The 26,998-nt window shown below is 46.2% G+C and carries 22 protein-coding genes and 3 tRNA genes; 13 read left to right on the forward strand and 12 right to left on the reverse strand.

All coding sequences use genetic code 11. The features are described 5' to 3' along the window. Nucleotides 1-202: 202 nt before the first annotated feature. Both yfbR and L5M71_RS16755 read left to right on the forward strand, forming a co-directional pair. Complete coding sequence (gene yfbR, locus L5M71_RS16750; protein WP_168825242.1) at nt 203-790, forward strand: 5'-deoxynucleotidase; 588 nt, start codon at nt 203-205, stop codon at nt 788-790. A 25-nt stretch (nt 791-815) separates the two neighbouring features. Then, on the forward strand, nt 816-2,165 hold the full coding sequence (locus L5M71_RS16755; RefSeq protein WP_263209393.1) for an anti-phage deoxyguanosine triphosphatase: 1,350 nt from the start codon (nt 816-818) through the stop codon (nt 2,163-2,165). A gap of 185 nt (nt 2,166-2,350) precedes the next feature. Here the strand turns inward: L5M71_RS16755 and L5M71_RS16760 are convergent, their stop codons facing one another. From L5M71_RS16760 to zwf, 4 genes are read right to left on the reverse strand one after another with little or no spacing between them, the layout of a single operon-like run. Continuing rightward, nucleotides 2,351-2,992: a bifunctional 4-hydroxy-2-oxoglutarate aldolase/2-dehydro-3-deoxy-phosphogluconate aldolase gene (locus L5M71_RS16760; RefSeq protein WP_028759995.1), complete on the reverse strand. Its 642-nt coding sequence runs from the start codon at nt 2,990-2,992 to the stop codon at nt 2,351-2,353. A 20-nt stretch (nt 2,993-3,012) separates the two neighbouring features. Then, on the reverse strand, nt 3,013-4,839 hold the full coding sequence (gene edd / locus L5M71_RS16765) for a phosphogluconate dehydratase (RefSeq protein ID WP_263209406.1): 1,827 nt from the start codon (nt 4,837-4,839) through the stop codon (nt 3,013-3,015). A 24-nt stretch (nt 4,840-4,863) separates the two neighbouring features. Next, entirely contained in the window at nt 4,864-5,562 is a 699-nt protein-coding gene (gene pgl / locus L5M71_RS16770; protein ID WP_263209391.1) for a 6-phosphogluconolactonase, read from the reverse strand. 9 nt (nt 5,563-5,571) lie between these two features. Next, nucleotides 5,572-7,044 (reverse strand): glucose-6-phosphate dehydrogenase, encoded by a 1,473-nt coding sequence (zwf, locus tag L5M71_RS16775; protein WP_028759998.1) that lies wholly within the window; start codon nt 7,042-7,044, stop codon nt 5,572-5,574. 312 nt (nt 7,045-7,356) lie between these two features. Here zwf and L5M71_RS16780 point away from each other — a divergent pair, with 312 nt between their 5' ends. Together L5M71_RS16780 and pyk are read left to right on the forward strand one after the other, a co-directional pair. Then, complete coding sequence (locus L5M71_RS16780) at nt 7,357-8,211, forward strand: MurR/RpiR family transcriptional regulator (protein WP_006081563.1); 855 nt, start codon at nt 7,357-7,359, stop codon at nt 8,209-8,211. 187 nt (nt 8,212-8,398) lie between these two features. Beyond that, nucleotides 8,399-9,838, forward strand: a complete 1,440-nt coding sequence (pyk, locus tag L5M71_RS16785) for a pyruvate kinase (RefSeq protein WP_105252459.1) — start codon at nt 8,399-8,401, stop codon at nt 9,836-9,838. A gap of 255 nt (nt 9,839-10,093) precedes the next feature. On the opposite strand, the gene L5M71_RS16790 is transcribed toward pyk, so the two are convergent. Continuing rightward, nucleotides 10,094-12,373 (reverse strand): acyl-CoA dehydrogenase, encoded by a 2,280-nt coding sequence (locus L5M71_RS16790; RefSeq protein ID WP_168825236.1) that lies wholly within the window; start codon nt 12,371-12,373, stop codon nt 10,094-10,096. A 16-nt stretch (nt 12,374-12,389) separates the two neighbouring features. Next, nucleotides 12,390-13,028, reverse strand: a complete 639-nt coding sequence (locus L5M71_RS16795) for a TetR/AcrR family transcriptional regulator (RefSeq protein ID WP_028760001.1) — start codon at nt 13,026-13,028, stop codon at nt 12,390-12,392. A gap of 220 nt (nt 13,029-13,248) precedes the next feature. Between L5M71_RS16795 and L5M71_RS16800 the strand changes: the two genes are divergently transcribed. After that, nucleotides 13,249-15,114 carry a M2 family metallopeptidase gene (locus tag L5M71_RS16800; protein ID WP_263178417.1) on the forward strand — a complete coding sequence of 622 codons (1,866 nt, stop codon included), beginning with the start codon at nt 13,249-13,251 and terminating at the stop codon, nt 15,112-15,114. Nucleotides 15,115-15,198: 84 nt separating this feature from the next. Here the strand turns inward: L5M71_RS16800 and smrA are convergent, their stop codons facing one another. Beyond that, entirely contained in the window at nt 15,199-15,789 is a 591-nt protein-coding gene (smrA, locus tag L5M71_RS16805; RefSeq protein WP_198573474.1) for a DNA endonuclease SmrA, read from the reverse strand. A gap of 118 nt (nt 15,790-15,907) precedes the next feature. Between smrA and L5M71_RS16810 the strand changes: the two genes are divergently transcribed. Beyond that, on the forward strand, nt 15,908-16,483 hold the full coding sequence (locus tag L5M71_RS16810) for a nuclear transport factor 2 family protein (protein WP_263178418.1): 576 nt from the start codon (nt 15,908-15,910) through the stop codon (nt 16,481-16,483). A gap of 104 nt (nt 16,484-16,587) precedes the next feature. Then, entirely contained in the window at nt 16,588-17,103 is a 516-nt protein-coding gene (locus tag L5M71_RS16815) for a YchJ family protein (protein WP_263209388.1), read from the forward strand. 173 nt (nt 17,104-17,276) lie between these two features. Here the strand turns inward: L5M71_RS16815 and L5M71_RS16820 are convergent, their stop codons facing one another. From L5M71_RS16820 to L5M71_RS16830, 3 genes are all read right to left on the reverse strand, one after another. Continuing rightward, nucleotides 17,277-19,460: a putative bifunctional diguanylate cyclase/phosphodiesterase gene (locus L5M71_RS16820; protein WP_263209386.1), complete on the reverse strand. Its 2,184-nt coding sequence runs from the start codon at nt 19,458-19,460 to the stop codon at nt 17,277-17,279. Between the two features lie 244 nt (nt 19,461-19,704). Then, nucleotides 19,705-19,992: a DUF406 family protein gene (locus L5M71_RS16825; RefSeq protein WP_113939682.1), complete on the reverse strand. Its 288-nt coding sequence runs from the start codon at nt 19,990-19,992 to the stop codon at nt 19,705-19,707. 208 nt (nt 19,993-20,200) lie between these two features. Beyond that, nucleotides 20,201-20,689 (reverse strand): VC2046/SO_2500 family protein, encoded by a 489-nt coding sequence (locus L5M71_RS16830; RefSeq protein WP_028760008.1) that lies wholly within the window; start codon nt 20,687-20,689, stop codon nt 20,201-20,203. A gap of 125 nt (nt 20,690-20,814) precedes the next feature. On the opposite strand from L5M71_RS16830, the gene L5M71_RS16835 reads away from it, so the two are divergent. The 4 genes from L5M71_RS16835 to L5M71_RS16850 all read left to right on the forward strand — a co-directional run bounded on the left by L5M71_RS16835 (nt 20,815) and on the right by L5M71_RS16850 (nt 22,658). After that, a tRNA-Tyr gene (locus L5M71_RS16835) sits at nt 20,815-20,899 on the forward strand. A 70-nt stretch (nt 20,900-20,969) separates the two neighbouring features. Then, nucleotides 20,970-21,054, forward strand: a tRNA-Tyr gene (locus L5M71_RS16840). A 141-nt stretch (nt 21,055-21,195) separates the two neighbouring features. After that, a tRNA-Tyr gene (locus L5M71_RS16845) sits at nt 21,196-21,280 on the forward strand. Nucleotides 21,281-21,512: 232 nt separating this feature from the next. Then, nucleotides 21,513-22,658 carry a PLP-dependent cysteine synthase family protein gene (locus L5M71_RS16850; RefSeq protein ID WP_263209383.1) on the forward strand — a complete coding sequence of 382 codons (1,146 nt, stop codon included), beginning with the start codon at nt 21,513-21,515 and terminating at the stop codon, nt 22,656-22,658. Nucleotides 22,659-22,756: 98 nt separating this feature from the next. Here L5M71_RS16850 and queE read toward each other — a convergent pair whose 3' ends face one another. After that, nucleotides 22,757-23,425 carry a 7-carboxy-7-deazaguanine synthase QueE gene (queE, locus tag L5M71_RS16855; RefSeq protein WP_028760010.1) on the reverse strand — a complete coding sequence of 223 codons (669 nt, stop codon included), beginning with the start codon at nt 23,423-23,425 and terminating at the stop codon, nt 22,757-22,759. A gap of 171 nt (nt 23,426-23,596) precedes the next feature. Here queE and queC point away from each other — a divergent pair, with 171 nt between their 5' ends. Both queC and rrtA read left to right on the forward strand, forming a co-directional pair. Next, complete coding sequence (gene queC, locus L5M71_RS16860; RefSeq protein WP_263141931.1) at nt 23,597-24,319, forward strand: 7-cyano-7-deazaguanine synthase QueC; 723 nt, start codon at nt 23,597-23,599, stop codon at nt 24,317-24,319. Continuing rightward, the gene (gene rrtA, locus L5M71_RS16865; RefSeq protein ID WP_263209381.1) at nt 24,316-24,912 is read left to right on the forward strand and encodes a rhombosortase; all 597 of its coding nucleotides are present in this window, start codon (nt 24,316-24,318) and stop codon (nt 24,910-24,912) included. Before queC ends, rrtA begins: the two co-directional genes overlap by 4 nt. A gap of 76 nt (nt 24,913-24,988) precedes the next feature. Here the strand turns inward: rrtA and uvrB are convergent, their stop codons facing one another. After that, nucleotides 24,989-26,995, reverse strand: a complete 2,007-nt coding sequence (uvrB, locus tag L5M71_RS16870) for an excinuclease ABC subunit UvrB (RefSeq protein ID WP_263191975.1) — start codon at nt 26,993-26,995, stop codon at nt 24,989-24,991. Nucleotides 26,996-26,998 lie beyond the last annotated feature (3 nt).

Below are 26,998 nucleotides of genomic sequence, written 5' to 3' on the forward strand. Positions count from 1 at the left end.
CTTTAACGGTTTGAGACATAAAGCGATCCTAGCGGTCGCTTTATTTTTAGCTATTTCTTTAAATCCTCTACGCTCATGCTCACGTGTCATCCAAGGCTGTGATAATCTAAGACTTCACTAGCGTCAATACTGCCTACTCACTCGTTTCATGTCTTCCATTGCAGCTTGTCGCCTTCCGATTTCACTCTTTAGCAGGAAAACTATGAGTCATTTATTTGCGCATTTAGCTCGCATGAAACTTATCCAACGCTGGCCTTTGATGTACAACGTTCGCACTGAAAATGTTCAAGAACACTCGCTGCAAGTTGCCATGGTGGCCCATGCACTGGTGATCATCAGTAATAAGAAATTCGGCACGACGCTCGATCCCCATCAAGCCACGAGTCTGGCGATTTTTCACGATGCCAGTGAAATTCTCACGGGTGACTTACCGACGCCGGTGAAATACTTCAATAAAGAAATTGAAGCCGAGTATAAAAAGATTGAGGCGATTGCCGAGCAGCGCATGTTAGATATGGTACCTGAGGAATTTAAAGAGGATTATCGCAGTCTGTTCATCAGCGATTACGCCGATCCCGTTTACAAGACCATAGTGAAATCGGCTGATACTCTGTGTGCCTATCTTAAATGCCTTGAGGAAAACCGCGCTGGCAACAGTGAATTCAATACCGCCCGTAAGCGTCTAGAAGACATGCTGTCGACGAATCCTGATCCCTCAGTACAGTATTTTATGAGCTGCTTTGTACCCAGTTTCACTTTGAATTTAGACGAAATTAACAAGATGCTTTGATTTTCCACTCTCGCTAGGAATGCATATGACTTCAAGTGTTTGGCAAGAACGCCGTCATGGTGAAGATAAACAACGGCGTAACGATCACCGCAGCCCCTACCAAAGAGATAGGGCGCGTATTCTCCACTCGGCCGCCTTTCGCCGCCTCCAGGCCAAAACGCAAGTGCTCGGCGTTGGCATGAATGACTTCTATCGCACCCGATTAACCCACTCACTCGAAGTCTCGCAAATTGGCACCGGCATAGCCGCGCAGCTCAGACGTAAATATCCACAACATAAACAGCTGCTTTGCTCTATGAGCTTATTAGAGTCCTTATGTTTAGCCCACGATATTGGTCATCCTCCCTTCGGCCATGGCGGCGAAGTCGCATTGAATTACATGATGCGCGACCACGGCGGTTTTGAAGGTAACGGCCAAACTTTTCGAATTCTCTCTAAGCTTGAGCCCTACACCTTAGATTTTGGGATGAACTTGTGTCGGCGTACCATGCTCGGGATTTTAAAATACCCAGCGCCGCACTCGAAGCTATTTGTCGCGGGTGAACATAATGAAATCACCAACCACAGACAGTTAAAACCGTCACAATGGCCGCCGGTTAAGGGCATTTTCGACGATGATAACGACATCTTCGCTTGGGTGCTTGAGCCTTTGTCTGAGGCGGATAGCCGTCGTTTTACATCAACTCAGCAAGGTTCACACCCAGCCCTGCACCACTATCCGCATTTGCGAACCCAGTTTAAATCCTTCGATTGCTCGATCATGGAACTGGCTGATGACATCGCCTATGCGGTACACGATCTCGAAGATGCGATTGTGATGGGCATAGTCACAGCGTCCCAGTGGCATCAAGATGTGGCGCCGACACTGACGAACAGCAGTGATGCGTGGATACGACAAGAGCTTGCCGATATTGGCAACAAGCTGTTTTCCCATGAGCATCACCTGCGTAAAGATGCCATAGGCACACTCGTTAATGGCTTTGTCACCGCTATTGTTATCTCAGAAGATGACGTGTTCGAAGAGCCATTATTGCGCTTTAATGCGATGTTAGAGCCAGAATTTGCCATTGCGCTCAATGTGCTCAAGCAACTGGTTTATAAATACGTTATTCGTAAACCTGAGATCCAAATGCTCGAATATAAAGGCCAGCAAATTGTGATGGGTTTATTCGAAGCCTTCGCTTCCGATCCCGAGCGTTTGCTGCCACTGAACACCCAGGAGCGCTGGCGCGAAAGTGAGCAACAAGGCTTAAACAGTCACAGAGTGTTGGCGGACTATATTTCAGGGATGACAGATGAGTTTGCGGGGCGACTGTATCAACAGCTATTTAGCCCCAAAGCGGGCTCGAATGTGGAGCTGAGTAATGAAATGTAGGCAAGCAGACATTGCACGGCCGACTTGCTATAAATCCAGACCGTTTGTAAATGTGCGAGTTACTGTAAAAACCAGACTTTCTACAGAGTCAGCTATCGCCGCCGTTCTTTATCAAAATGCAAAAAATAAAAGACAAAAAACCACCTCGCGGTGGTTTTTTATTTTGTCACTATTTCAAGCTCGATTTATAAAGCGCCAATGGCATCTTTACAAAGTTGAGTGATACGATCCCAATCGCCGTGTTCCATTGCATCCGTTGGCGCAATCCAACTACCACCAATACAATCGACGTTTTTCAGCGCTAAATAATCTTTATAGCTGCTTGGCGTAATGCCACCTGTTGGGCAGAAGCGAATATCCGCTAGCGGACCCGAGAAGGCTTTAAGAGCATCAACACCACCCGAAGCTTCAGCTGGGAAGAATTTAAAGTGGGTGTAACCGAGCGCCATCCCCGTCATCACTTCTGAAATGCTCGCAACCCCTGGAATTAAAGGGATTGGACCATGCATACCCGCTTTGAGCAGTTCAACCGTTGCACCTGGGGTAATAATAAACTGCGCACCCGCGGCAATCGCAAGATCAAGCTGAGCTTCGTTTAAAATAGTACCCGCGCCCACTAAGGCCTCAGGCACTTCTTTGGCGATTTTAGTGATAGCTTCGAGTGCACAAGGCGTACGCAAAGTCACTTCTAACACGCTAATGCCGCCGGCAACCAGTGCTCGCGCTAATGGCACCGCATGTTCAATCTTGTTAATCACCATAACAGGAACAATAGGGCTGCGTTTAAAAATATCTTGTGGCTGTAGTGACCAGTTATTCTCAAGCATTGCGTTATTCTTCCTTTGTATTAATAAAGTTCATCGATGGCATTAGTACAACGCGCACCAGTTTCTGGACTACTTAGATTTGAACGTAGCGCACTAAATAACTCGCGGCCCATGCCATAACGTGAGCGATGTAAATCCACAATTCCCGCGGCTCTGGTGGCAAGTTCAGCTTCAGATACAAGCAAGCTCAGTTCGCCAGTTAACGCATCGACACGGATCAAGTCGCCATCTTGGACTTTGGCAATTAAACCGCCATCTAAGGCTTCTGGCGTCAAGTGAATGGCCGCAGGGACTTTACCCGACGCGCCAGACATACGACCGTCGGTCAGCAGCGCGACTTTAAAGCCTTTGTCCTGAAGCGTTCCCAATAGTGGGGTTAACTTGTGCAGTTCTGGCATACCGTTGGCTTTCGGGCCTTGACCTTTAACCACCACAACACAATCTCTATCCAGAGCACCGGCTTGGAACAAGGCATCGAGTTTGTTTTGATCGTCAATCACCACTGCGGGCGCTTCAACGACACGATGTTGTTCTTGTACTGCTGACACTTTGATCACAGCGCGGCCTAAGTTACCTTTGAGTAATTTTAAGCCACCGTTGCCTTGGAAAGGTGATGCGACTGACGTTAACACTTCAGTATCTAAGCTAGTCGTTGGACCATCGACCCAGCGCAGTTCACCGTCGAGCAGCCTTGGCTCTTGGGTATAACGGCGTAAACCAAAACCCGCAACGGTATTCACATCTTCATGCAATAGACCCGCATCGAGCAATTCTTTGATTAAGTACGCCATGCCACCGGCTGCATGGAAATGATTAATATCGGCATGACCGTTTGGATAGACGCGCGCCACTAATGGGACAGCATCGGATAATTCTGAAAAATCATCCCAGTTCACAATAATACCGGCAGCACGAGCCGCGGCGACAATATGCATCGTCAAGTTAGTAGAACCACCAGTAGCCAAAAGTGCCACAATGCCGTTAACCACAGACTTTTCGCTAACCACTTCACCGATTGGGGTATATTGAGTCCCCATTTCAGTTAAACGGCACACTTGCTTAGCCGCCATCTTATTTAACGCTTCGCGCAGTGGATCATCAGGATTCACAAAAGATGATCCCGGTAACTGCAGACCCATCACTTCAAGCATCAACTGATTCGAGTTTGCCGTGCCGTAGAAAGTACAGGTTCCTGCACTGTGGTAAGACTGAGCTTCAGCTTCTAATAGCTGTGCACGGTCTACTTTACCTTGGGCAAATTGTTGACGGATACGGGCTTTTTCTTTGTTCGGGATACCTGATTTCATCGGCCCTGCCGGCACGAATAACATAGGTAAGTGACCAAAACTTAAGGCGCCGATAAGTAAACCTGGAACAATTTTATCGCAAATGCCGAGCAGTAAAGCGCCATCGAACATGTTGTGAGACAAACCCACAGCCGTTGCCATCGCAATCACTTCACGACTCAGTAAGCTCAATTCCATACCGGGTTGACCTTGAGTCACACCGTCACACATGGCCGGAACACCACCCGCCACTTGTGCAACACTGCCGACTTCCTGACAGGCTTTTTTAAGCAATTCAGGATAGCTTTCATAGGGTTGGTGCGCAGATAACATATCGTTAAATGCCGTCACTATGCCGATGTTCGCCTTATTCAATTGACGCAATGCATTTTTGTCGTCTGGATTACAGGCGGCAAAACCATGGGCTAAATTGCCACAGCTCAATGAGCTGCGGTGTACACCATGGTTACGGGCATCATTCAATGCGGCGAGATAACCTTCACGTGGCGCTTTGCTACGGGCAATAATTCTGTCGGTAACAGCTTGAACTACTGAGTGTATTTCTACTGAGTGCATAGTGACTCCTTAAGCGCTCCAGAACACATCAACGGGCGTTTTACGCTGCGCTAATACGGCTCTGATAGGCATAGCATGGACATCATCACTTTCTAACGCTTGACGATATACGGATAATTTCTGTTCCCCGACCAAGTGCAGATAAATTTGTCTGCTGTTCAGAATCGCACTCTTAGAGAGCGTGATCCTGCCGTGGGGCGCTGTGGTGGGGTTCGTCGCCACACACAAGGCTTGGGTTGTGAGCGCATGTTCAAGCTCAGCACTGCAGGGAAACCAAGAGCAGGTATGACCATCGTTACCCATGCCTAACACCACCACATCAAAAGGACGTGGGAAGTTAGACAAGGACTCGGCGGCCATATCGGCGCCCGCTTCTGCGGTCGAAAACATGTTTTTTAAACCGCGGAATTTGGCATTCGCCGCACGGTTTTGTAATAAATGTTCACGCACGAGACGCTCATTAGAAGCATTGGCGTCGGCTTCAACCCAGCGCTCATCGGCAAGCGTGATATAAACATCACTCCAATCGATGGATTTCATGCTCAATAGTTGAAATAACTTAAGCGGCGTCGAACCACCGGAAACCACTAAGCTCGCTTTTCCGCGGGCATCAACGGCTTCCTGCAACTGGCTCGCAATTCTATTAGCAAGCTGTTGTTCTAACGCACTTGGCGTATCGAAAGATTTGAATACGGTTTCTTTAATCATCAAAGTCTCCTACTCGTCCCACGAACGGCCATCTTTGGTGATCAAAGCAACTGACGCAACTGGACCCCAAGTACCCGCAGGATAAGGTTTTGGTTTTTCGTTGCTTTGTTCCCACGATTGGATAATGCCATCCACCCAAGTCCATGCCTGCTCGACTTCGTCACGGCGCACGAACAGCGCTTGATTACCGAGCATAGCTTCGAGTAATAGACGCTCGTAGGCATCGGCGATGCGTTCATTTTTAAAGGTATCGGAGAAGCTCAAATCGAGTTTAGTGGTTTGTAGACGTTGTTTTTGCTCCAAACCTGGCACTTTGTTCATCATCTGGATTTCAACCCCTTCATGGGGCTGCAAACGGATTGTCAGCTTGTTCGGTGGCAGATTACGGTAGCTGGAGCGATATAAGTTATGCGGTGGGTTTTTGAAATACACCACAATTTCAGAGCTCTTAAACGGCATACGTTTACCGCTACGTAAATAGAAAGGCACGCCCGCCCAACGCCAGTTGTCTATATCCACGCGGATCGCCACGAAGGTTTCTGTGTGTGATTGAAGGTTGGCGCCTTCTTCTTCTAAATAACCCGGTACTGGACTGCCCTTTAAGAAGCCTGCGCTGTACTGACCGCGTACGGTATTTTCATACACATTGTCAGAATTAATCGGACGCAGTGATTTAAGTACTTTAACTTTTTCATCACGGATGCTATCAGCGTCTAAGTTAACAGGTGGGTCCATGGCAACGAGCGTTAACACTTGCAGCAAATGGTTTTGGATCATGTCACGCATTTGACCCGCTTTGTCGAAGTAACCCCAACGGCCTTCGATGCCTACTTCTTCTGCGACTGTGATCTGGACGTGGTCAATCGTACGGTTGTCCCACTTAGAAGCAAATAAAGAGTTCGCAAAACGCAGGGCAATCAAGTTCTGTACGGTTTCTTTACCTAAGTAATGGTCGATACGGTAAACCTGACGTTCTTTGAAGTAAGCGGAAACTTGGTCATTGATAACACGAGAAGAGTCTAAATCTGAGCCGATGGGCTTTTCGAGCACCACGCGTGAATCTGGGTGGATAAGATCTTGTTCATGCAAACAACGGCAAATGTCGCCGAATATTGCAGGTGGCGTAGCAAAGTAACTGACCATAACGCGCTCTTCTGGTTTGAGCAGATCATGGAAGGCACTGTAGCCCGCTGAATCGGTAAAGTTAGTGCCAATATAGTGGCAGCGGGACAGGAAACGTTGGAGAGTCTCTTCGCACAAAGGCTCTTTCACGAAGGTGTTTAATGCAAGCGTGACTAATTCGATAAACTCATCTTGAGTAAACTCGTCTTTCGCGACACCGATCACTTTCGTATCTTTATCGAGAAGTTCAGCTTTATCTAGCTGGTATAAAGAAGGTAACAACTTGCGTCGTGCCAAATCGCCTTTAGTACCAAAGAGTACGAAGTCACAAGCTTTGGCGCCTGATGTTGTTTTGCCCATTGCGTTACGATCTCCTTTGTATGTCGTGTCCCTTCATGTCGATGAAGAAATCCACACTTTTGTTGTAATATAACAACAGAATTTGTTAAATGCATCTATTTTTATAAATATTAACATTCTTGCTAACTAGTCACTTGCTGCATAAATCTGATATGCTTTTTGTGCTTAAATTACTGAAGGTAGTAAAGTCTTATTTCAAAATTGTACTGAAAAGTTACTACATAGAGTCTATTAGTGGGCTGCCAGTCTTGATCTGCGCCCACGAAATAAAAATAAATAAAATTACATTCTCAATTTAGCGGACATACGCGTATGAATACCCTAGAAAAGGTTCAAAAAAGCCTCACCCATTTTAGTAAATCAGAACGCAAAGTTGCAGAGGTGATCTTAGCATCACCACAGACAGCTATACATTCTAGCATCGCCACACTGGCTAAGATGGCAGATGTCAGTGAACCTACTGTGAATCGTTTCTGCCGCCGCTTAGATACTAAAGGTTTCCCTGATTTTAAGTTACATCTAGCGCAAAGTCTTGCGAACGGTACACCTTATGTGAGCCGCCACGTTGAAGAAGATGATTCAACTGAGTCTTACACGACAAAAATATTCGAATCTTCAATGGCTTCGCTCGATACCGCACGTCAAAGCCTAGACATTTCAGCCATTAATAAAGCCGTTGATATTCTCACTCAAGCTAAGACTATTTCCTTTTTTGGCCTAGGCGCATCCGCTTCAGTTGCCCATGACGCGCAAAATAAATTCTTCCGCTTTAATGTCCCTGTCATCTGTTTTGACGATGTTCTAATGCAACGCATGAGCTGTATCAACAGTAATGAGGGCGATGTGGTGGTATTGATTTCCCACACTGGCCGCACTAAGTCATTGATTGAAATCGCGCGTTTAGCGAGAGAAAATGGTGCAGCTGTGATTGGTATTACCGCCCGCAACTCGCCTTTGTCAATGGAATGTACACTGCCCGTGACAATGGAAGTGCCAGAAGATACTGACATGTATTTACCTATGGCCTCGCGTTTAGCCCAATTAGTCACTATAGATGTATTGGCAACGGGTTTTACCTTACGTAGAGGCCCACGTTTCCGCGATAATTTGAAACGAGTGAAAGAAGTGTTAAAAGAGTCTCGCATCAATAAAGATCCGATACTGTAACTCACTTCCTTTTCTAAAAATGGCTAGTGTTGATCCTTAACCTAGCCATTTATCGTGCAAATATCAGCGATACCTCACAATTTTCATACATAACTTTAGATCAATTTGATTGTAACTTTACTACAAAATTTGGAATTGCATGGTAATATAGTCCCAAGATTTTTTTTAACTTTAACGGAGTATCCTTATGTTCCGCAGAACCAAAATCGTCACCACTCTAGGTCCCGCTACCGATCGTGATGATAACCTACGCCGCATCATCGCGGCAGGTGCAAACGTTGTACGTCTTAATTTCTCCCACGGTTCCCCCGAAGATCATCTAAAACGAGCAACTCAAGCGCGCGAAATCGCTAAAGAGTTAGGCGTTCATGTGGCCATTCTTGGTGACTTACAAGGCCCTAAAATCCGCGTTTCTACTTTCAAAGACAATAAGAAAGTACAACTCGTATTAGGTCAAGCCTATGTACTTGATGCCGAGTTAGCCAAAGGTGAAGGCGACGAGACCCAAGTGGGTATCGATTACAAGCAATTGCCAGACGATGTGACTGTTGGTGATATCCTGATGTTAGATGATGGCCGTGTTCAATTACGCGTTGAGCGTGTTGAAGGCCGTAAAGTGCATACCACAGTGACTGTGGCAGGCCCTTTATCTAACAACAAAGGTATTAACAAACAAGGCGGCGGACTTTCTGCTGCTGCGCTGACCGAAAAAGACAAGGCTGACATTCTCACTGCAGCAATGATCCAAGTGGATTATTTAGCCGTGTCTTTCCCGCGCAGTGGTGCAGACTTGGACTATGCACGCGATCTTGCCCGTCAAGCAGGTTGTAATGCGTTGATCGTTGCTAAAGTTGAACGTGCTGAAGCGGTTGCGACCGATGCCGCGATGGATGATGTTATCTTAGCGTCTGACGTTGTTATGGTTGCCCGTGGTGACTTAGGTGTTGAAATTGGTGATGCTGCACTCGTTGCAGTGCAGAAGAAGTTAATCGCCCGTTCACGCCAACTGAATAAAGTCGTCATCACTGCCACCCAGATGATGGAATCGATGATTTCAAGCCCAATGCCAACCCGCGCCGAAGTGATGGACGTGGCGAACGCTGTGCTTGATGGTACCGATGCTGTGATGTTATCTGCTGAAACTGCTGCCGGTGACTTCCCAGAAGAAACCGTTAAGGCAATGGCAAACGTGTGTGTTGGCGCTGAATCTCACCCAAGTGTGATTGTGTCTAAGCATAGATTAGATGTGCGTTTCACTTCAGTTGAAGAAACCATTGCACTATCAACTATGTATGCAGCAAACCACCTAGAAGGCGTTAAGGCGATTATCGCTCTGACTGAATCGGGTGCAACACCACAGTTGATGTCTCGTATCAGTTCTTCACTGCCAATCTTAGGTTTATCACGTCACGCAACAACCTTAGCCAAAATGGCCTTGTACCGCGGCGTGTTGCCAATTTACTTCGATTCAACTATCCACCCAGCCGATGAGCTAGCGCAAAAAGCGTTAGAAGCATTAACTGCGGCTGGTTATTTGAATAGCGGTGATATGGTATTAATGACCAAAGGCGATGCAATGGAAACGATTGGCGGCACTAACACCTGTAAAGTGTTGATCGTAGCTTAGGTTGCTTAAGCTTCTTCTAACAACTCAAGCGCGTTAGAAAAAAGCCAATAAAAAACCACCTCATGAAGGTGGTTTTTTTATATTGACTGTTTTCTGTAAGTGCAGATTTCTGTTGGTGAAGATTTGTTGGTCTCTCATTTCAGAGGGAAATCCAAACGGCCTAAGCGGCTAGCTATCGAACTTAACACCGCTTAGACCAAACTGCACTAACATTAAACGCTAACATTAAACGCTAACATCAAACATTAGCAATCACTATAACGCTTCGAAATCATTCACATTAATTGCCGCTAAGCGCAGCTTATCAGCATGCTGTAACTTTTGTTCTTCGTCGGCAGTGATAACGCCAGTCTCGAGTGCTTTTGCAAACAAGACTAGATTCGGCACTTTTGCTGGCAACTCACCGGCACGCTGCGCTTTCTTCAGTTTTTTATAGATATCTTTACAGGCATATTGCGCGATAAATGCTTGCTCAACTTCAGCAATACCACCCTTATCCCCTTCAAATTCAGGACATAAGAAAGTAATACGTTCACGAGCAGGGCCAGGCTTCAACATACCGCTAACTAAATCGGTCGCCATTTTGTCGCTCGGTGCAGTGAAGTGATTACCCAGTGGAAAAATTAAGCCGCGCAGTAACCAGGCCACAGGACGGCTCGGGAAGTTACGAATCGTGTCTTCCAACGCTTTAGCCGCCAAGTGCAAACGATTGGCCATTACATAACGTACCGCAGGCAAATCGTCCTGTTGACGGCCATTATCTTCAAATAACTTCAAGGTCGCTGAGCCTAAATACAACTGGCTGAGCACATCACCCATACGTGCCGACAGCATTTCTTTACGTTTTAAATCGCCGCCCATGATCAGCATTGATAAATCTGTCATTAAGGCTAATGCAGACGAAATACGCGACATATCTTTATAGTACTGCTTAGTTTCACCGCTCACTGGCGCACTGCCAAAACGGCTACCGCTTAACGCGCTAAACAACGCACTGAAAGCATTACGCGTGGCATAACCCATGTGACCCATTAATAGCGCATCAAAACGCTCTAAGGCTTCATGTTGGTTTTCCATCGCTGCGGCTTCCATTTCGGCAAGTACGTAAGGATGGCAGCGAGTCGCACCTTGACCAAAAATCATCAATGAGCGGGTTAGAATATTCGCGCCTTCCACAGTGATCGAAATTGGATTCGACATATAAGGGTGGCCTAAATAGTTTTTAGGTCCTAATTGAATGCCCTTACCCGATTGAATATCCATGGCATCGTTCATCACAGAACGGCCTAATTCAGTCATGTGGTACTTAGCTATCGCGGTCACGACCGAAGGTTTGACTTTAAGATCGATACCCGTGGTTGTTAAACGGCGTGCGGCTTCTAACTGATAAGTGTTGGCAATAATACGCGCCAGCGCTTCTTGCACCCCTTCAAACTGACCAATTGCCATACCAAACTGGTGACGCACATAGCTGTAAGCCGTTGTCGTCTTCGTCGCCATGTGACCAGAAGCCGTTGCCAATGCTGGCAATGAAATACCGCGGCCCGCTGACAAACACTCAACCAGCATACGCCAGCCTTTACCTGCAAACTCAGGGCCACCGATAATCCAATCGAGCGGGATAAACACTTCTTTACCTTGAGTAGTACCGTTCATAAACGCCATACCCAGCGGATTATGACGACGACCAATCACCACACCAGGATGATCCGTTGGGATCAACGCACAGGTAATGCCTAAGTTTTTCTTATCGCCAAGCAGACCTTCAGGATCGCGCATTTGGAACGCTAACCCCAGAACTGTTGCTACAGGCGCCAGCGTGATATAACGCTTATCCCATGTTAGTTTAAGCCCAAGCATTTCTTCGCCGTTGAAAGTATCACGACACACAATACCGACATCGGGGATAGCGCCGGCATCGCTGCCCGCTTCTGGACCAGTTAACGCAAAACAAGGAATTTCATCGCCTTTAGCCAAAGCAGGTAACCAACGTTCTTTCTGCTCGCTCGTACCATAGTGGGTCAGCAACTCACCAGGACCTAAAGAGTTCGGCACCATCACAGTCACAGCGGCGCTTACGCTACGGCTGGCTAATTTGCTGACAATGGTCGAGTTTGCATAGGCAGAGAAAGCTTTACCACCAAATTTCTTCGGAATGATCAGTGCGAAGAAACCTTCTTTCTTAAAGTATTCCCACAGCTCCGGCGGTAAATCCTTGCGGTTATGCACTATGTCGAAATCATCGATCATCGTCAGTGCTGTCATTACTTGATTATCAATAAAGTCTTTTTCTTCAGCAGTTAGCGTGGGTTTGCCATAGCTATGCAAGGTATTCCAGTTAGGATTTCCGCGAAATAACTCCCCTTCCCACCAGACATCACCGGCTTCCATCGCTTCGCGCTCGGTATCTGAAAGTGGCGGCAAGACCTTCTTGAAAAAACTAAAAACTGGGCGGGTAATAAACTGCATCCGGATATTTTTCACCGCAAACAACACGACAATGGCTATCAGGGCAAGAATTATAATCGTCAACATTATCAAGACCTTTTAATTAAGAAGAAACTGGGACTGATACGCCAGCCGCCATGTAGGGGATCACTTTACGGATCACGGCTTCGATGTCGTTATGCTCACCAAACTCAGCAGCAGCAATGTCATTTAGGGCATCAGCGGACGCCATAGTGAACACGATAGTGCCTAAGGTAAAGTGTAAGCGCCAAAACATTTCAGCGGGTGGAATATGTGGTGCACTGGCCGAAACGGCTTTAACAAAAGCATCCAGATGCTGGCCGTAATGGGTAGTGATAAACCAACGTAAATGCCCTTGGCTTTCGATATAGCCACGGCCTAAAAGCTGCAGGAAGATCGTGGTGCCTTCTGTACGTAGCGCGTTTAAATCCAATAAAGGATCGACCAAAGAAGACAGGATCTCTTCGAGTGTTGCTTGTGCTGGAGCGGCATTTAAACGGTGAATTTGGCTTGAAGCAGCAGGCATAAATACGTCTAAATAGCGGGCTAACACTGCACGGATCAGCTCTTTTTTAGAACCAAAGTGATAATTGACCGATGCTAAATTCACCTCAGCTTTGCTGGTAATGAGTCGCAAGGAAGTCTCAGAAAAGCCCCGTTCGGCGAACAGTTTTTCTGCGGCATCAAGTATTCTAGTTTTTGTATCGGATCGACTTGCCATTCCGTGACCTTGAATTAATTTAAAACACTCGTTTAAATTAAACATTGGCACCACGGATGTCAAACTAAAATTGGACAAATTCACCGCTTTCTAGTCTGTGATATAAGCGGTATGTCGTACATGTCCGAATAAGTGTTAAAAACAAGTCAATTAACCCTTGTGCAATAACCCTGTGGTTTAGGTAAACTGTGTAACACAAAAACAACAAGGACAACTAGACATGGTTATTTCATTGAATCGTCGCAGTAAAATCGCCCTCACAGTGGCACTCGCGCTGGGATTAACGGCCTGTAATGATGCACAAAGTAAAACAGACAAAACAGCTACAGTAGAAGCAGTTGTCATCAATACCGCCCCAGATAAAGCACAAGCCATTGCTTTTATTAACGATGCTGAAGCCAAGATGGCCGAATTATCGATTGAATCTAATCGCGCCGAGTGGATTTACAGCAACTTTATTACTGATGATACCGCGGCCCTGTCTGCCGCAGTCGGCGAAAAGGTCAGTGCCGCGTCGGTAAAATTTGCAACTGAGGCGGCTAAGTATGCCAATGTGCAACTCGATCCCGTAAATGCCCGCAAGCTCAATATACTGCGCAGTGCATTAGTGTTACCCGCGCCGCTCGATCCTGCGAAGAATACCGAGCTGGCGCAAATTAGTTCAGAATTAAATGGCTTGTACGGCAAAGGAAAATACTGTTTTGCCGACGGCAAGTGTATGACTCAGCCTGAGCTATCGAGCTTAATGGCCGAATCACGTGATCCCGTAAAATTACTGGAAGCGTGGAAAGGCTGGCGTGAAATAGCTAAACCCATGCGCCCCTTGTTTCAACGCGAAGTTGAACTGGCCAATGAAGGCGCAAAGGATCTCGGTTATGCCAACCTGTCTGAACTATGGCGCAGTCAATACGATATGAAGCCCGATGACTTTTCACAGGAACTCGACCGTCTTTGGGGCCAAGTTAAGCCACTTTATGAGTCCTTGCACTGCTACGTGCGGGGAGAATTGAATAAAGAGTACGGCGATACCGTCGCACCGACCACTGGCCCCATCCCTGCACACTTACTTGGCAACATGTGGGCCCAGCAATGGGGCAATGTGTATGATCTCGTCGCCCCTGACAATGCCGATCCGGGTTACGATGTCACTGAGTTACTGGCAAAGAAAGGCTATGACGAGCATAAAATGGTGAAACAAGCCGAAGGCTTCTTCACATCATTAGGGTTCGCACCATTGCCAGAAAGTTTTTGGGCGCGTTCTCTATTCGTACAACCAAAGGACCGTGATGTGGTTTGTCACGCTTCGGCGTGGGATCTCGATAATCTCGACGATATCCGCATTAAAATGTGTATCCAAAAAACTGCCGAAGATTTTAGCGTTATCCACCACGAACTTGGGCATAACTTCTATCAACGCGCTTATAAGCAACAACCCTTCCTATTTAAAAACAGCGCCAACGATGGTTTCCATGAAGCCATTGGTGACACGATTGCACTGTCGATTACGCCAAGCTATTTAAAGCAAATCGGCTTATTAGAAGAAGTACCTGATGCATCTAAGGATATCGGCCTCTTACTAAAACAAGCCTTAGACAAAATTGCTTTCTTGCCCTTTGGCCTGATGATAGATCAGTGGCGCTGGAAAGTGTTTAGCGGCGAAATCACGCCCGCCCAATATAACCAAGCTTGGTGGGATCTGAGGGAAAAATACCAAGGCGTCAAAGCACCGACTGAACGTAGTGAAGCAGATTTTGATCCGGGTGCTAAATACCATGTACCAGGCAATGTACCCTACACCCGTTACTTCCTAGCGCATATTTTGCAATTCCAATTCCATCAAGCGCTGTGTGAAACTGCAGGCGATAAAGGTCCGGCACACAGATGCAGTATTTATGGCAATCAAGCCGCGGGAGAGAAACTCAATAAGATGCTCGAGTTAGGCTTAAGTAAACCTTGGCCAGAAGCATTGAAAGAAGTCACCGGCAAAGAAACGATGGATGCAAAAGCGGTGCTCGATTACTTCGCCCCACTTAAAACATGGTTAGATGAGCAAAATACCACCGCAAACCGCCAGTGTGGTTGGTAAGGGTTCGTTAAATCATTACCCAATAACATAAAACAAAATGCCCAATAAAATTGGGCATTTTTATTCAATACTTATCTGTTTAATCTAACGCCATCCCATTCCTTTGCGATTGGCTTCACGGTTTTCAAGCTTAAGCTGTTCTGACTTAGTTAACATCACATAAAGTGCTCCAGCACCGCCCTGCTCGGTTTTCGCCGAATGATAGGCAAGCACCATGTCGAGTTGTGATAACCAATAGCACACAGCGGATTTGAGCAATCCCGCAAAGGGTTGACTCTGATAGCCTTTACCGTGGATCAACATGACACAGCGTTCACCATGTGCCTGCGCTGCCAGTAAATAGTTAAGGACGGCATCACGAGCTTGGTTTAACCGATAAGCATGCACATCAAGCTCCATCTTGATGCTGTATTGCCCCATTCGGAGTCGTTTAAAAACGCCGCCCTGTACCCCCTCACGCTTAAAGCTCACAATGTCATCTGGCGCTTGCTGTGGAAACGCTTTTAAATCCAGTGGCATACACGCTAGGAAGGCTTCCCGTTGTAAAGCATCGCGTCTGTGTATTTGCTCAGCCGTCAACGCTTTCGGTGCTAAATTTACCACTGGCATATCGCCTTTTAGTGGCACGACTCCAGCCATTTCCTCAAAAAACAGTGCTGATTCATCATCCAGCATGGCAAGCTCCTTTACTTCACACTCTTGTACAGAAACACACTTTGTAAACATTCAAGGCTTTAGTTCAGCGGGCGCCTCCATTATAGTGACGCCATGATTGCCAGATTAGAATAAAGTAATGAAATTTTTGCCGCTAGTCCTGATGTGCTTATTGTCACTACCAAGCTTAGCCAATCCAGCTAAAACTCATACAAAACCCACTGATGATCAATTGATCAACGCTAATTACCCTTTGTTTATTAGCGCTTTTAATCAATTGTCCCCTGAGGTGACCCGTGAGATTTACGCTGATGACGCTAGCTACTTATCTGAGAGTCAAAGTAAAGAAATTTACTATGGACGAGACAATATTGTCGCCATTTACAAGAAGTTTTTCGATAAAATCCACGCCAAAAAAGCCACTATTGACGTGGATTTCCGCATTACTAAACGCAAAATTATCGGTAATGGTGCAATAGATACAGGCTATTATTTGGTTCGATTTTACCCGGCACAAGAAACTGGCGAACCTGTGAGTGAATTTGCTGGCAAATTTGCTATTGGTACAGAAAAAGTCTCATCCACCCAATGGAAAGTGAGCTTAGATACCAATAACCGCGCAGAACCTAGCTATTATCTGAATGCGAAACCAGTGCCTAACTTGTATTATGGTCGCCAATTTCCGCCTTTACCTGCGGGTAAAAAATTACCCTAATGTTAATGCCGATTACGTTTAAATGGATTGTCTAACATCTAACGCATTTAGATATAAATAGAATAAATTCAAACAAATATAATTAAACTAAAGATTTAGCTAACATGACTACAACTAAGCAAGCCTGCCCCTGTGGCAGTGGGATAAGCTATCAAGATTGCTGTGGTCCACTGCATACGCATGTAGACTCTGGGCAAATCATTGCCCGTACTCCTGAACAACTTATGCGCTCACGCTACTGCGCATTTGTATTGAAAAATTTTGATTACATTTTAAAAACACATCACCCTGACCATCTAAATGGCCTTACTCTCACGAGCCTCAATGCTGGTCCTCACCCACATTGGTTAGGATTAGATGTACAGAGCAGCACTGAAACACCAATCCACAATGCTCAAGCGGCAATAGCTGAACAACGACATGGCACAGTTACTTTTAAAGCTTGGTATAAGCTCGATGGTGAAATTGATGCTATCTATGAGCGATCCGAATTTATCTACCAAGAAAGTCGCTGGTATTACAGCCAAGGCCAGCAAATGACGGCTAAATTACCCGGTAGAAATGATCTCTGTATTTGCCATAGTGGCAAAAAATTCAAACAATGCTGCTTAAAATCTTAATAGGTATACAGTGCTGAACTGCACTGGAAAATTACGATGAAGGTTTATAGTGCTGATTGAACAAGTACAGAGATCAACAATAAAGGCAACCTAGATTACAAACCTAGGTTGCCTTTATTTTATCGTGAGCAGCACATTTGAAACAATTGTGACTTAGTGGGTTATATGTAACTTTAGTGGGTTATGGCCGAAGCGCTTTTAGCCGACAAGATAAATTGTGCAAACTCAGGCTCCCGTAATGCAGGACTATAGAGATAACCCTGTGCCTGATGGCAAAAACTTTTCGCTAAAAACGCTTCTTGCTCAAGGGTTTCAACCCCTTCTGCCGTCAAAGATATATTTAATGCATTCGCCATGGCGATAATGGCTGACACAATTTCGCGACTTTCACGGCTGACGGTAAGATCTGAAATAAACGAACGATCAATCTTAAGTTTACTGATCGGAAACTGCTTCAAATAACGCATAGAGCAGTAACCCGTCCCAAAATCGTCAATCGCGAGCCCTACGCCTAATTCCGCTAATTCTTGGCATAACAAGGTCGCGTGACGAATATCACCCATCAATTCAGTCTCAGTGATCTCTAAGATTAAAGTCTTAGGTTTCAAGCGATAACGCGTCAACAACTGCCACACTTGCTCAAATAAATTACCACTGAAGAACTGGCGGGCCGACACATTCACATGCATTGTCATATCTGCATTATGATGCTGCCATAGGTTTAACTGTCGACAAGCGGCCTCTAAAACCCAACTGCCGATAGAATTAATCATCCCCGACTGCTCTGCAATATCAATAAAGGAAGCTGGAAATAACACGCCTCTTTTAGGATGGTGCCAACGGATTAAGGCTTCGGCGCCAATATAGGTATTCTGCTCAAGATCCCTCAGTGGCTGATAATAAAGCTCAAACTGACGGCCACGGATCGCACTGTGTAAATCACGTTCTATCTGCGCATCCTCTTTAAATGCACTCAATAACGTGCTGTTAAATACTTGGATTGCAGTGCCTTTTTTCTTTTTAGCATACTGCACTGCAATATCGGCACAGGTTAATGGGGCAAACAAACTCGCCACAGAGGCAATATCAACCACAGCTAAAGCAGGCTTAGGTTCGACTTGCTCACGGCCGATTAAAATAGGCATAGCAAGATGTTGATACAGGCGAGTACTAAAATAATCGAGATCGTAAACCGCATTATCATCGGTCAACAGCACGGCAAATTCATCGCTGCCGACGCGGGCAATTTCGGTGGCCTTATTAATCTCAGAAAAATGTTTCAAACGGCGGGCAATTTCTATCAACAAGCTATCGCCATTTTCATGGCCATAGGTATCGTTAAAACGCTTAAATCCCACTAAATCAACTAATAACAACAGTCCCTTCGTGGTACGTTCAAGGACTCGATTAAAATGAGTACGGTTATGGAGTCCCGTTAATCCACAACGCCAAGCAAGCCGTTCAAGCTCTGACTTATAGTTATGCTCGTCGGTATTTTCTTCACACGAGACCAAGGCATAATGATTGCCGCGATCGGTAATGAACTGACTCAGCACGTATGTCAGCCAATAACGACTGCCATCGGCACGACTAAACTGCACTTCGCCTTTGGCAATTTCGCCCCTAAAGATTTGCGCTAGGGTTTGCTCGGCTAATTGGGCATGCTGCTTGAAAAAAGCCAACTCACGGATATTCGCGCCGATAATCTGTTCACGGGGCATGCCAGTGATTTCACTGTGCGCCTGATTCACATACTCGACTTTTTCAGTATGCAGATTAATTAACATACTGATTTGTCGCGATTGTTCAGTGGCACAGCGAAATAAACTCAAGCTTTCTTCTTTATCGTAGCTGTGTTTTGTCGCTAAGGTCAGGGCTAATTGGTCGGCCATCTGGCACGCGAGGTGAATTTCACTGTCATGCCAGTGGGGAGTCAATTGTGCCCGCTCGATGCAGAGCACACCTTCGAGATGGCCATTGATACGAATGGCGATGTCAAGACTCGAGTTGATTTGCCGCGGGATAAAATAGCACTCAGCCAATTCACTTAAACGTGGATCGGTCAGGGCATTGCCTGCATCGATATGGCGCAGAGTTTTGAGCTCGTGTACATACCGGGGACAATCTTGTAATAACTTAGGTCTATGAATGTCTTGCAACATCATAGAACCAAATTGTGCGACGAGTGATTGGGTTTGTTGATCAGATGAAAAAGTCCACACTGATACCAAAGAAACCGCTAAATTCTGGCACAACAACTCTGTGGTTAACTCTGCCGTCTTTGTGAAATCGCCCTGCTGTTTTGCAGTTGACTGTACCAAAGACTCCAATAAATGCTGATGCTGACGTCGCTTCACGCTGGTTCCCTACAAAACTTCGTGTTGGGCTAAAGGTCTTTGCTGTTAGCAAACTTACCTCAAAATGTGGAATTAAGCTGATTGAATTATTCTTATTTGGAGGCATATTACACTAACTGTTGTAAGCACAGCAACATGTGGCACAATTTATTACAATTTGGTTAACAATAGCAGCATTTTTAGGCAATTAGCGCGATTTCCGGATATCCATAACCGACTAAAAACTAAAGTGCTGCTTTAAAAATTACAGGCCGTTTTCCAATTGAAAAATCATTTTTTCCGCGCTGACATTGAAGGTCAGCAGTAAGTCGACGCCTTCAGTCTTAGTCACAAATTCAGTTTGCACTTCAGCAAATCGAGTTTGAGCGCGTGTTGCCATGCTTTCGGCATCCGCTTGAGCGCTATCGCCAACAAAATTTAACGTCAATAACGTATCGTGTTCATCAATAACGGCGCCGATATCGACAAAGCTGCCGCAATCGGTGCAAGTGTCATTCACTGTCGGGCTCTGTGCTTCTATTATGCCTTTCATCTGTATTCCTTAATGTATAGAGCGACTGATTAACGGCATCACTAAAATATGCTCGTTAAATTTTTAACGTGGTAAATTTTAACTCGATAGGTTAATACGAATTATAGGTAATTAAGCTTCAAGATAACTGGCTTTAGCTCACGCTTATTTATCGAAATGGATCAGATTGACCCGATGGGTATTGAAGATCACTTGCGGGAAGACGGCCTTAGGCTGAAGCGAGCAAAGGCACAAGATTACGTTGGATTGCCAATTGATCAGCAAAGTGCATGATCTCGACTTTGGGTGCTGTTAATTGGCCCCTTTGTCTCAGCTGAGTGACATGGTCACAGTTACTTAACGCTTCTGCCATTGCGACTGGCTCGCCGCCACGGATGACTAAGGCTTCCGGTCGCAATGCTTGTTGTAATTGAAACGCACGTGGACCTTGAGCCATAAAAATACTGCTGTTATCAACCACAGGCTCAGCAGACGATAAATCCGCCATTAAACTTTGCTGCGGTGGCAATTCGAACTGACGTTGTAATTTTTGCGCCATATCAAGTTCATTTTGCCATTGGAATTGCGCCATGTCCCGAGCGTCAACCGACAGTAACGACAGCAACAGGGCGAATTCGCCCCGTCTGTCGTTTTCTATCGCCGCGTTTAAGCGGGTGCCAATTTGGGCTTCGTTGACTAAAGGAACATCAATTTGCATAAAAAAACATCGTCAAAACAATTCGTTGTTAGTTAATCGACCATTTGATACATAACTTTAGGAATATTTTTAAATTGGGTATTTACATGGAAAAGGTTTCTGACTACTATGGCGGCCGCAATTGAGGAGGGGTTCCCGAGTGGCCAAAGGGATCAGACTGTAAATCTGACGGCTCAGCCTTCGAAGGTTCGAATCCTTCTCCCTCCACCATTTGCACTGCAAGTTTTATGTGTTGTTCAAAAATGATGTAGAGTTTTACAAAAGCGTTAAAGGTATTCGTGGAGGGGTTCCCGAGTGGCCAAAGGGATCAGACTGTAAATCTGACGGCTCAGCCTTCGAAGGTTCGAATCCTTCTCCCTCCACCATCTTTATCTCTAACGCAGATAATCATTTTCAAAGACTAAGCATGGCCAATGTTTAGTTTTGTCTTGATAAACAAGTCCGTTATTGATGATGTTTTGAAAGACATTTTAAAAGTCAGTTGTAAAGCTAAAAAGAAAGTTTGTGGAGGGGTTCCCGAGTGGCCAAAGGGATCAGACTGTAAATCTGACGGCTCAGCCTTCGAAGGTTCGAATCCTTCTCCCTCCACCATTTCTTTCACTCTCGCATATCCTTCTTGTTCCACTTCCGCTTAGTCTGTTCCAACTTAATCTGACTGTTCCAGCTTAAATCTGATTAAATTCTTAGTATTTCTATGTTAAGTAAACCTCTTGGTTAACGACATTTGTTTTTGATTTCAATTACGTCGTGCTCTACTTTAAGCGAATGACTTCAAGCTCATCCAATAAAACCGCTTTGCCCGTCCCTGTGATATGCTCTGAAAATGATCTCTTTCGATGTGACTACTATGATTTCTAACACGATTCAACCACCAGTGGATTCTCACAGCGCTCACAGACTCTGCCCAACATGGGAAGCCCACGCGATAGGCAAGATTGAAGCGGATTTTCAGCGCAGCGCCGATACCCACTTGATTAAGCTTGAATTACCTATGCTCGATGGCATAGATATTTATCTTAAAGATGAAAGTACCCACCCGACAGGGAGTTTGAAGCATCGCCTCGCCCGCTCACTCTTCCTCTATGCCCTGTGTAACGGCTGGATTAAGCAAGGCACGCCAATTATCGAATCCTCATCGGGCAGTACGGCGATTTCTGAAGCCTACTTTGCCCGCTTACTCGGTTTACCTTTTATTGCCGTAATGCCCAAAAGCACAGCTAAAAAGAAGATTGAGCAGATCACTTTCTATGGCGGTCAATGTCATTTTGTCGATCATTCCAGTGAGATTTACGCAGAATCGGCGCGCCTTGCCACAGAGCTTGGCGGCCATTATATGGATCAATTCACCTACGCCGAGCGTGCAACCGACTGGCGCGGTAATAACAATATCGCTAACTCGATTTTCAATCAGATGGAGCGCGAGCCACACACTATCCCGCGGTGGATAGTGATGAGCCCAGGCACTGGCGGCACATCGGCGACCATAGGCCGCTACATTCGCTATCAGAGGTTGGCAACACAACTTTGCGTGGTCGACCCGCAAAACTCCGTTTTTTTTGATTTCTATCAGAGCGGCGATGCCAGCTTAACCTGTTGCAATGGCAGTAAGATTGAAGGCATAGGTCGACCGAGAGTCGAGCCATCGTTTATTCCTGGAGTTGTCGATACTATGCTGCAAATTCCCGACGCCGCATCAGTGGCGACGATTCATTGGTTAGAACAATTGATTGGCCGTAAAACCGGCGCATCCACAGGAACCAACCTGTACGGCGCATTGCAACTTGCAGTACAAATGCAAGCGCGTGGAGAGCAAGGCTCAATAGTGACCCTCATTTGTGACTCAGGTGAGCGTTACCTTGATACTTATTACGATACAGATTGGATTACAGCTAACATCGGCGATATTGCGCCCTATCAGCGCCAACTTGCAGCATTTAATCATTTCGGCCAGTTAAGTGAGCTTGATTAAGCAACTGTATTAAGTCGTTAGGTTTAGAATCCACAAAACATCCACCATAAAAAACGCCCCACAACTGTGAGGCGTTTTTTATGCTTTGCAGATTAGCATTAATCAATATTCAAATACTTATGGGTCTGGATCGATAAGCGCCAATTACGGGCGATACACACTTTCATCGCCAGTTCTGTCGCTCTAGGCTTTTGACTAATCGGCTGCAGGCAAATCGTTTTCGCTGAAATATCGATGTCTTGCAGTAACTCATCAAGTTCATCGATGTGATTTTCAGTGGCGATAGGATGCTTAATCTCATTGGCACGGTTCAGCGCCTGTGCTAATACCTGATAGCCCCCTTTCATGTTCACCTTGGGTGATACTGTCACCCAAGTGTCATCAGCACAGTTGATTTCGAAGGTGCCACTGGTTTCGATTTGAGTCGCAAAGCCTTGACTGTGCAAGGTCTCGGTTAATTCGCGTAAATCGTACATACAAGGCTCACCGCCGGTGATCACGATATGCCGCGCAGTAAAACCTTTAGCGTGAAAGGCAGCGATAAGACTTTGCGCCGAATGATCAGCCCAGCGACCAATGGTGCCGTCTACGGTAATCACTTGCTCTGGCGACACCTTATTGGCTTCAAGCACATCCCATGTCTGTTTCGTATCGCACCAAGCACATCCCACGGGACAACCTTGTAGGCGGACAAATATGGCGGGCACTCCGGTAAAGACACCTTCACCTTGAATGGTTTCAAATACTTCGTTGACAGGGTAATTCATACTGACGTTCCACTTTTCTGGGGCGGCATTTATAGTGGATTTTAGCTTGAGCTGCAAGTCTTTGCGCCGAGAAAGCCTATTTCGGCCCTATAGTCAGAGTTTGCAAGCCCTATGGCCTGAGTTACACTAACGCCCTATTTATACCTGTTCTACGGTGAAGTGAAATCCTTTATGTCAACGAGCTTAGTGTCAAAAACAGTGGTGTCCAAAGCAGTGGTGGTATTCAGTGGCGGACAAGACTCAACAACTTGCCTTATTCAAGCCCTAACCCAGTACGATGAAGTACATGGGATCACTTTTGACTACGGTCAACGCCACCGCGAAGAAATTGAAGTTGCCAAATCCTTAGCAAAACGCTTGAAGATCACCAGTCATAAAGTCATGGATGTCACCTTACTCAATGAGTTAGCGATATCGGCACTGACCCGTGATGCGATACCCGTTTCACACGAGTTGATGGAAAATGGCTTACCCAATACCTTCGTGCCCGGCCGTAATATTTTATTTTTAACGCTTGCAGGTATTTATGCCTATCAATTAGGGGCGCAGGCGATTATCACAGGCGTGTGTGAAACCGATTTTTCAGGCTACCCTGATTGTCGTAACGATTTTGTCAAAGCGATGGAATCCGCCTTAGTTCAAGGCATGGATAAGCAACTAAAAATCATCACGCCTTTAATGTGGCTCAATAAGGCACAAACCTGGGCACTGGCGGATAAATATCGGCAACTTGATCTGGTTCGCCACCATACTCTCACCTGTTATAACGGCGTGATTGGCGATGGCTGTGGTGATTGCCCTGCCTGTCATCTTCGCAAACGTGGATTAGATGACTATCTACAGAATAAAGCAGCGGTCATGGCTGAGCTTGACGCCAGCGAGCCTAAAGCATGACACGCAGTCCCTATTGGGTCGCGCTGATGGTGAGTCTGATCTGTGCGGGTTTGTATGCCGCAGGCTTAGCAAGCCCCGATGTCGATAACCTACTCGCCTATCGCCGCAGTGCCATTAGTGAGGGTGAATGGTGGCGATTAATCACTGGAAATTTACTGCACACGAATCAATGGCATCTATTGATGAACCTTGCAGGGCTGTGGGTGGTGCTATTTTTGCACCATTTTCATTATCATCTCAAAGGCTTAAGTGCACTATTTTTCGTGTTATGTTTACTTGAAGGTATAGGCTTGTATTTAGGCTATCCGCAATTGCTTGGTTATGTCGGCTTAAGCGGTATGTTGCATGGTTTGTTCGCCTACGGCGCAGTGCAGGATATTGTCCGTAAGCTGCGCTCAGGCTATCTGCTGCTCGTTGGCGTTATCATCAAGGTCGGATACGAACAGCTTTATGGTGCCAGCAGTGATGTCACCGCCATGATAGGTGCGCGCGTAGCAACCGAGGCGCATTTGGTCGGCTTAATCTGCGGGCTGATTTGCGCTTTAGCGGTGTTTATTAAGCTAAAAATGAGCCAATCAAAAGTCCCTGCTTAATCCAAGTCAAGATATTAAAAAGCCGTCGCAGCATGATTGCTGGACGGCTTTTTTAATGCTAAGCGCAAGAATAAATCTAGGCTTTGATCAACAGGTCCCGCAGGTGCTTGACTTCATCACGCATTGCCGCCGCTTGTTCAAACTCTAAGTTGCGCGCATGTTCATGCATCTTCTTCTCAAGCTGATCAATTTGATGGCTTAACTCTGCCGCATCGACTTTATGATAATGGGACTTAGGCTCAGCCACTTTGCCATACACCGCTTTACTGTCGCGGCCATCATCCACATCCATCACATCGGTGATCCGTTTAACGACGCCCTTAGGCGTGATACCGTGCTTTAAGTTGTGCGCCCGCTGACGTTCACGACGTCGGTCAGTTTCACCTATCGCTTTCTCCATCGAATTGGTGATGCGATCGGCATAGAGGATCACTTTACCATTGACGTTACGCGCCGCGCGGCCAATCGTTTGGATGAGCGAGCGTTCAGAGCGCAAGAAGCCCTCTTTATCGGCATCTAAAATACACACCAATGACACTTCAGGCATATCTAAGCCTTCGCGCAATAAGTTGATCCCAACCAGCACATCAAACTTACCTAAACGCAGATCGCGGATGATCTCAACCCGTTCGACTGTGTCTATGTCCGAATGCAGATAACGCACTTTTACGCCATGTTCGTCGAGGTATTCAGTCAAATCCTCCGACATACGCTTAGTCAGCGTCGTCACTAACACCCGCTCATTGACGGCCACTCGCTTGGCGATTTCAGACAATAAATCGTCCACTTGGGTCCCAACGGGGCGCACTTCTAATTCAGGATCGAGCAATCCCGTTGGCCGCACAACCTGCTCAGCGATCTCGCCTTCGCTCTTTTCCAGCTCGTAGGCACTCGGTGTTGCCGACACATAGATAGTTTGCGGCATCAATTGCTCAAACTCTTCAAACTTGAGCGGCCGGTTATCCAAGGCGGACGGTAAGCGGAAACCGTATTCCACAAGAGTGGTTTTACGGGAACGGTCACCTTTGTACATAGCGCCGATTTGCGGCACAGTCACATGGGATTCATCGATAATTAATAAGCCGTCGGCAGGCAAATAGTCGAGCAAGGTTGGTGGCCCTTCCCCCGGTGCGCGGCCAGACAAATAGCGCGAGTAGTTTTCGATGCCAGAGCAGTAACCCAACTCCACCATCATTTCCACATCGTATTGCACCCGCTCATGGATACGCTGAGCTTCAATTAACTTGTTGTTATCGAGTAGATATTGCTTACGCTCACGCAGTTCTTCTTTAATAAACTCAGTGGCAGCGATGATTTTTTCCCGCGGCGTGACATAGTGAGTCTTAGGGTAAACCGTCGTACGGGCGATACGTTTAATAATATGGCCCGTTAACGGGTCAAACTCACTTAAGCGTTCAATCTCATCGTCGAACAACTCGACTCGAATGGCATTACGCTCAGAATCGGCGGGGAAAATATCAATCACTTCACCGCGCACACGATAAGTACCACGTTGTAGCTCAATATCATTGCGCTTGTACTGCAATTCACTGAGACGAATTAAGATGTCACGCTGCCCCATCACATCGCCTTGGCGTAGATGCAGCAACATTTTTAAATAGGAATCGGGATCGCCCAAGCCATAAATGGCCGACACCGAAGCAATCAGCACCACATCTTTACGCTCTAACAGCGCCTTAGTGGCGGATAAACGCATCTGCTCAATGTGAGCATTAACCGAAGCGTCCTTTTCGATAAAGGTATTTGATGCAGGTACATAGGCTTCGGGCTGGTAGTAATCGTAGTAAGAAACGAAATACTCGACCGCATTATGGGGAAAGAACTCTTTCATCTCGCCATAAAGCTGCGCCGCCAAGGTTTTATTAGGCGCCATGATAATCGTGGGCCGACCTAACTTTTGGATCACATTGGCAATCGTGAAGGTTTTACCTGAGCCCGTCACCCCGAGTAAGGTTTGGCAGGCCAGACCCGCTTCGAGTCCATCGACTAATTTGGCAATCGCTGTAGGTTGGTCGCCTGCGGGGGCGAATTGCGATTCAAGCTGAAAAACAGATTCTGACACGCG

It is taken from the genome of Shewanella sp. SW1, assembly GCF_025653545.1.
Lineage (GTDB): Bacteria > Pseudomonadota > Gammaproteobacteria > Enterobacterales > Shewanellaceae > Shewanella > Shewanella oncorhynchi.

Bases quoted from the DNA above. Each gene is read 5' to 3' on its own strand.
- yfbR (WP_168825242.1), top strand. From the start codon at position 203: ATGAGTCATTTATTTGCGCATTTAGCTCGCATGAAACTTATCCAACGC.
- L5M71_RS16755 (WP_263209393.1), top strand. From the start codon at position 816: ATGACTTCAAGTGTTTGGCAAGAACGCCGTCATGGTGAAGATAAACAA.
- L5M71_RS16760 (WP_028759995.1), bottom strand. From the start codon at position 2,992: ATGCTTGAGAATAACTGGTCACTACAGCCACAAGATATTTTTAAACGC.
- pgl (WP_263209391.1), bottom strand. From the start codon at position 5,562: ATGATTAAAGAAACCGTATTCAAATCTTTCGATACGCCAAGTGCGTTA.
- zwf (WP_028759998.1), bottom strand. From the start codon at position 7,044: ATGGGCAAAACAACATCAGGCGCCAAAGCTTGTGACTTCGTACTCTTT.
- L5M71_RS16780 (WP_006081563.1), top strand. From the start codon at position 7,357: ATGAATACCCTAGAAAAGGTTCAAAAAAGCCTCACCCATTTTAGTAAA.
- pyk (WP_105252459.1), top strand. From the start codon at position 8,399: ATGTTCCGCAGAACCAAAATCGTCACCACTCTAGGTCCCGCTACCGAT.
- L5M71_RS16790 (WP_168825236.1), bottom strand. From the start codon at position 12,373: ATGTTGACGATTATAATTCTTGCCCTGATAGCCATTGTCGTGTTGTTT.
- L5M71_RS16795 (WP_028760001.1), bottom strand. From the start codon at position 13,028: ATGGCAAGTCGATCCGATACAAAAACTAGAATACTTGATGCCGCAGAA.
- L5M71_RS16800 (WP_263178417.1), top strand. From the start codon at position 13,249: ATGGTTATTTCATTGAATCGTCGCAGTAAAATCGCCCTCACAGTGGCA.
- smrA (WP_198573474.1), bottom strand. From the start codon at position 15,789: ATGCTGGATGATGAATCAGCACTGTTTTTTGAGGAAATGGCTGGAGTC.
- L5M71_RS16810 (WP_263178418.1), top strand. From the start codon at position 15,908: ATGAAATTTTTGCCGCTAGTCCTGATGTGCTTATTGTCACTACCAAGC.
- L5M71_RS16815 (WP_263209388.1), top strand. From the start codon at position 16,588: ATGACTACAACTAAGCAAGCCTGCCCCTGTGGCAGTGGGATAAGCTAT.
- L5M71_RS16825 (WP_113939682.1), bottom strand. From the start codon at position 19,992: ATGAAAGGCATAATAGAAGCACAGAGCCCGACAGTGAATGACACTTGC.
- L5M71_RS16830 (WP_028760008.1), bottom strand. From the start codon at position 20,689: ATGCAAATTGATGTTCCTTTAGTCAACGAAGCCCAAATTGGCACCCGC.
- L5M71_RS16850 (WP_263209383.1), top strand. From the start codon at position 21,513: ATGATCTCTTTCGATGTGACTACTATGATTTCTAACACGATTCAACCA.
- queE (WP_028760010.1), bottom strand. From the start codon at position 23,425: ATGAATTACCCTGTCAACGAAGTATTTGAAACCATTCAAGGTGAAGGT.
- queC (WP_263141931.1), top strand. From the start codon at position 23,597: ATGTCAACGAGCTTAGTGTCAAAAACAGTGGTGTCCAAAGCAGTGGTG.
- rrtA (WP_263209381.1), top strand. From the start codon at position 24,316: ATGACACGCAGTCCCTATTGGGTCGCGCTGATGGTGAGTCTGATCTGT.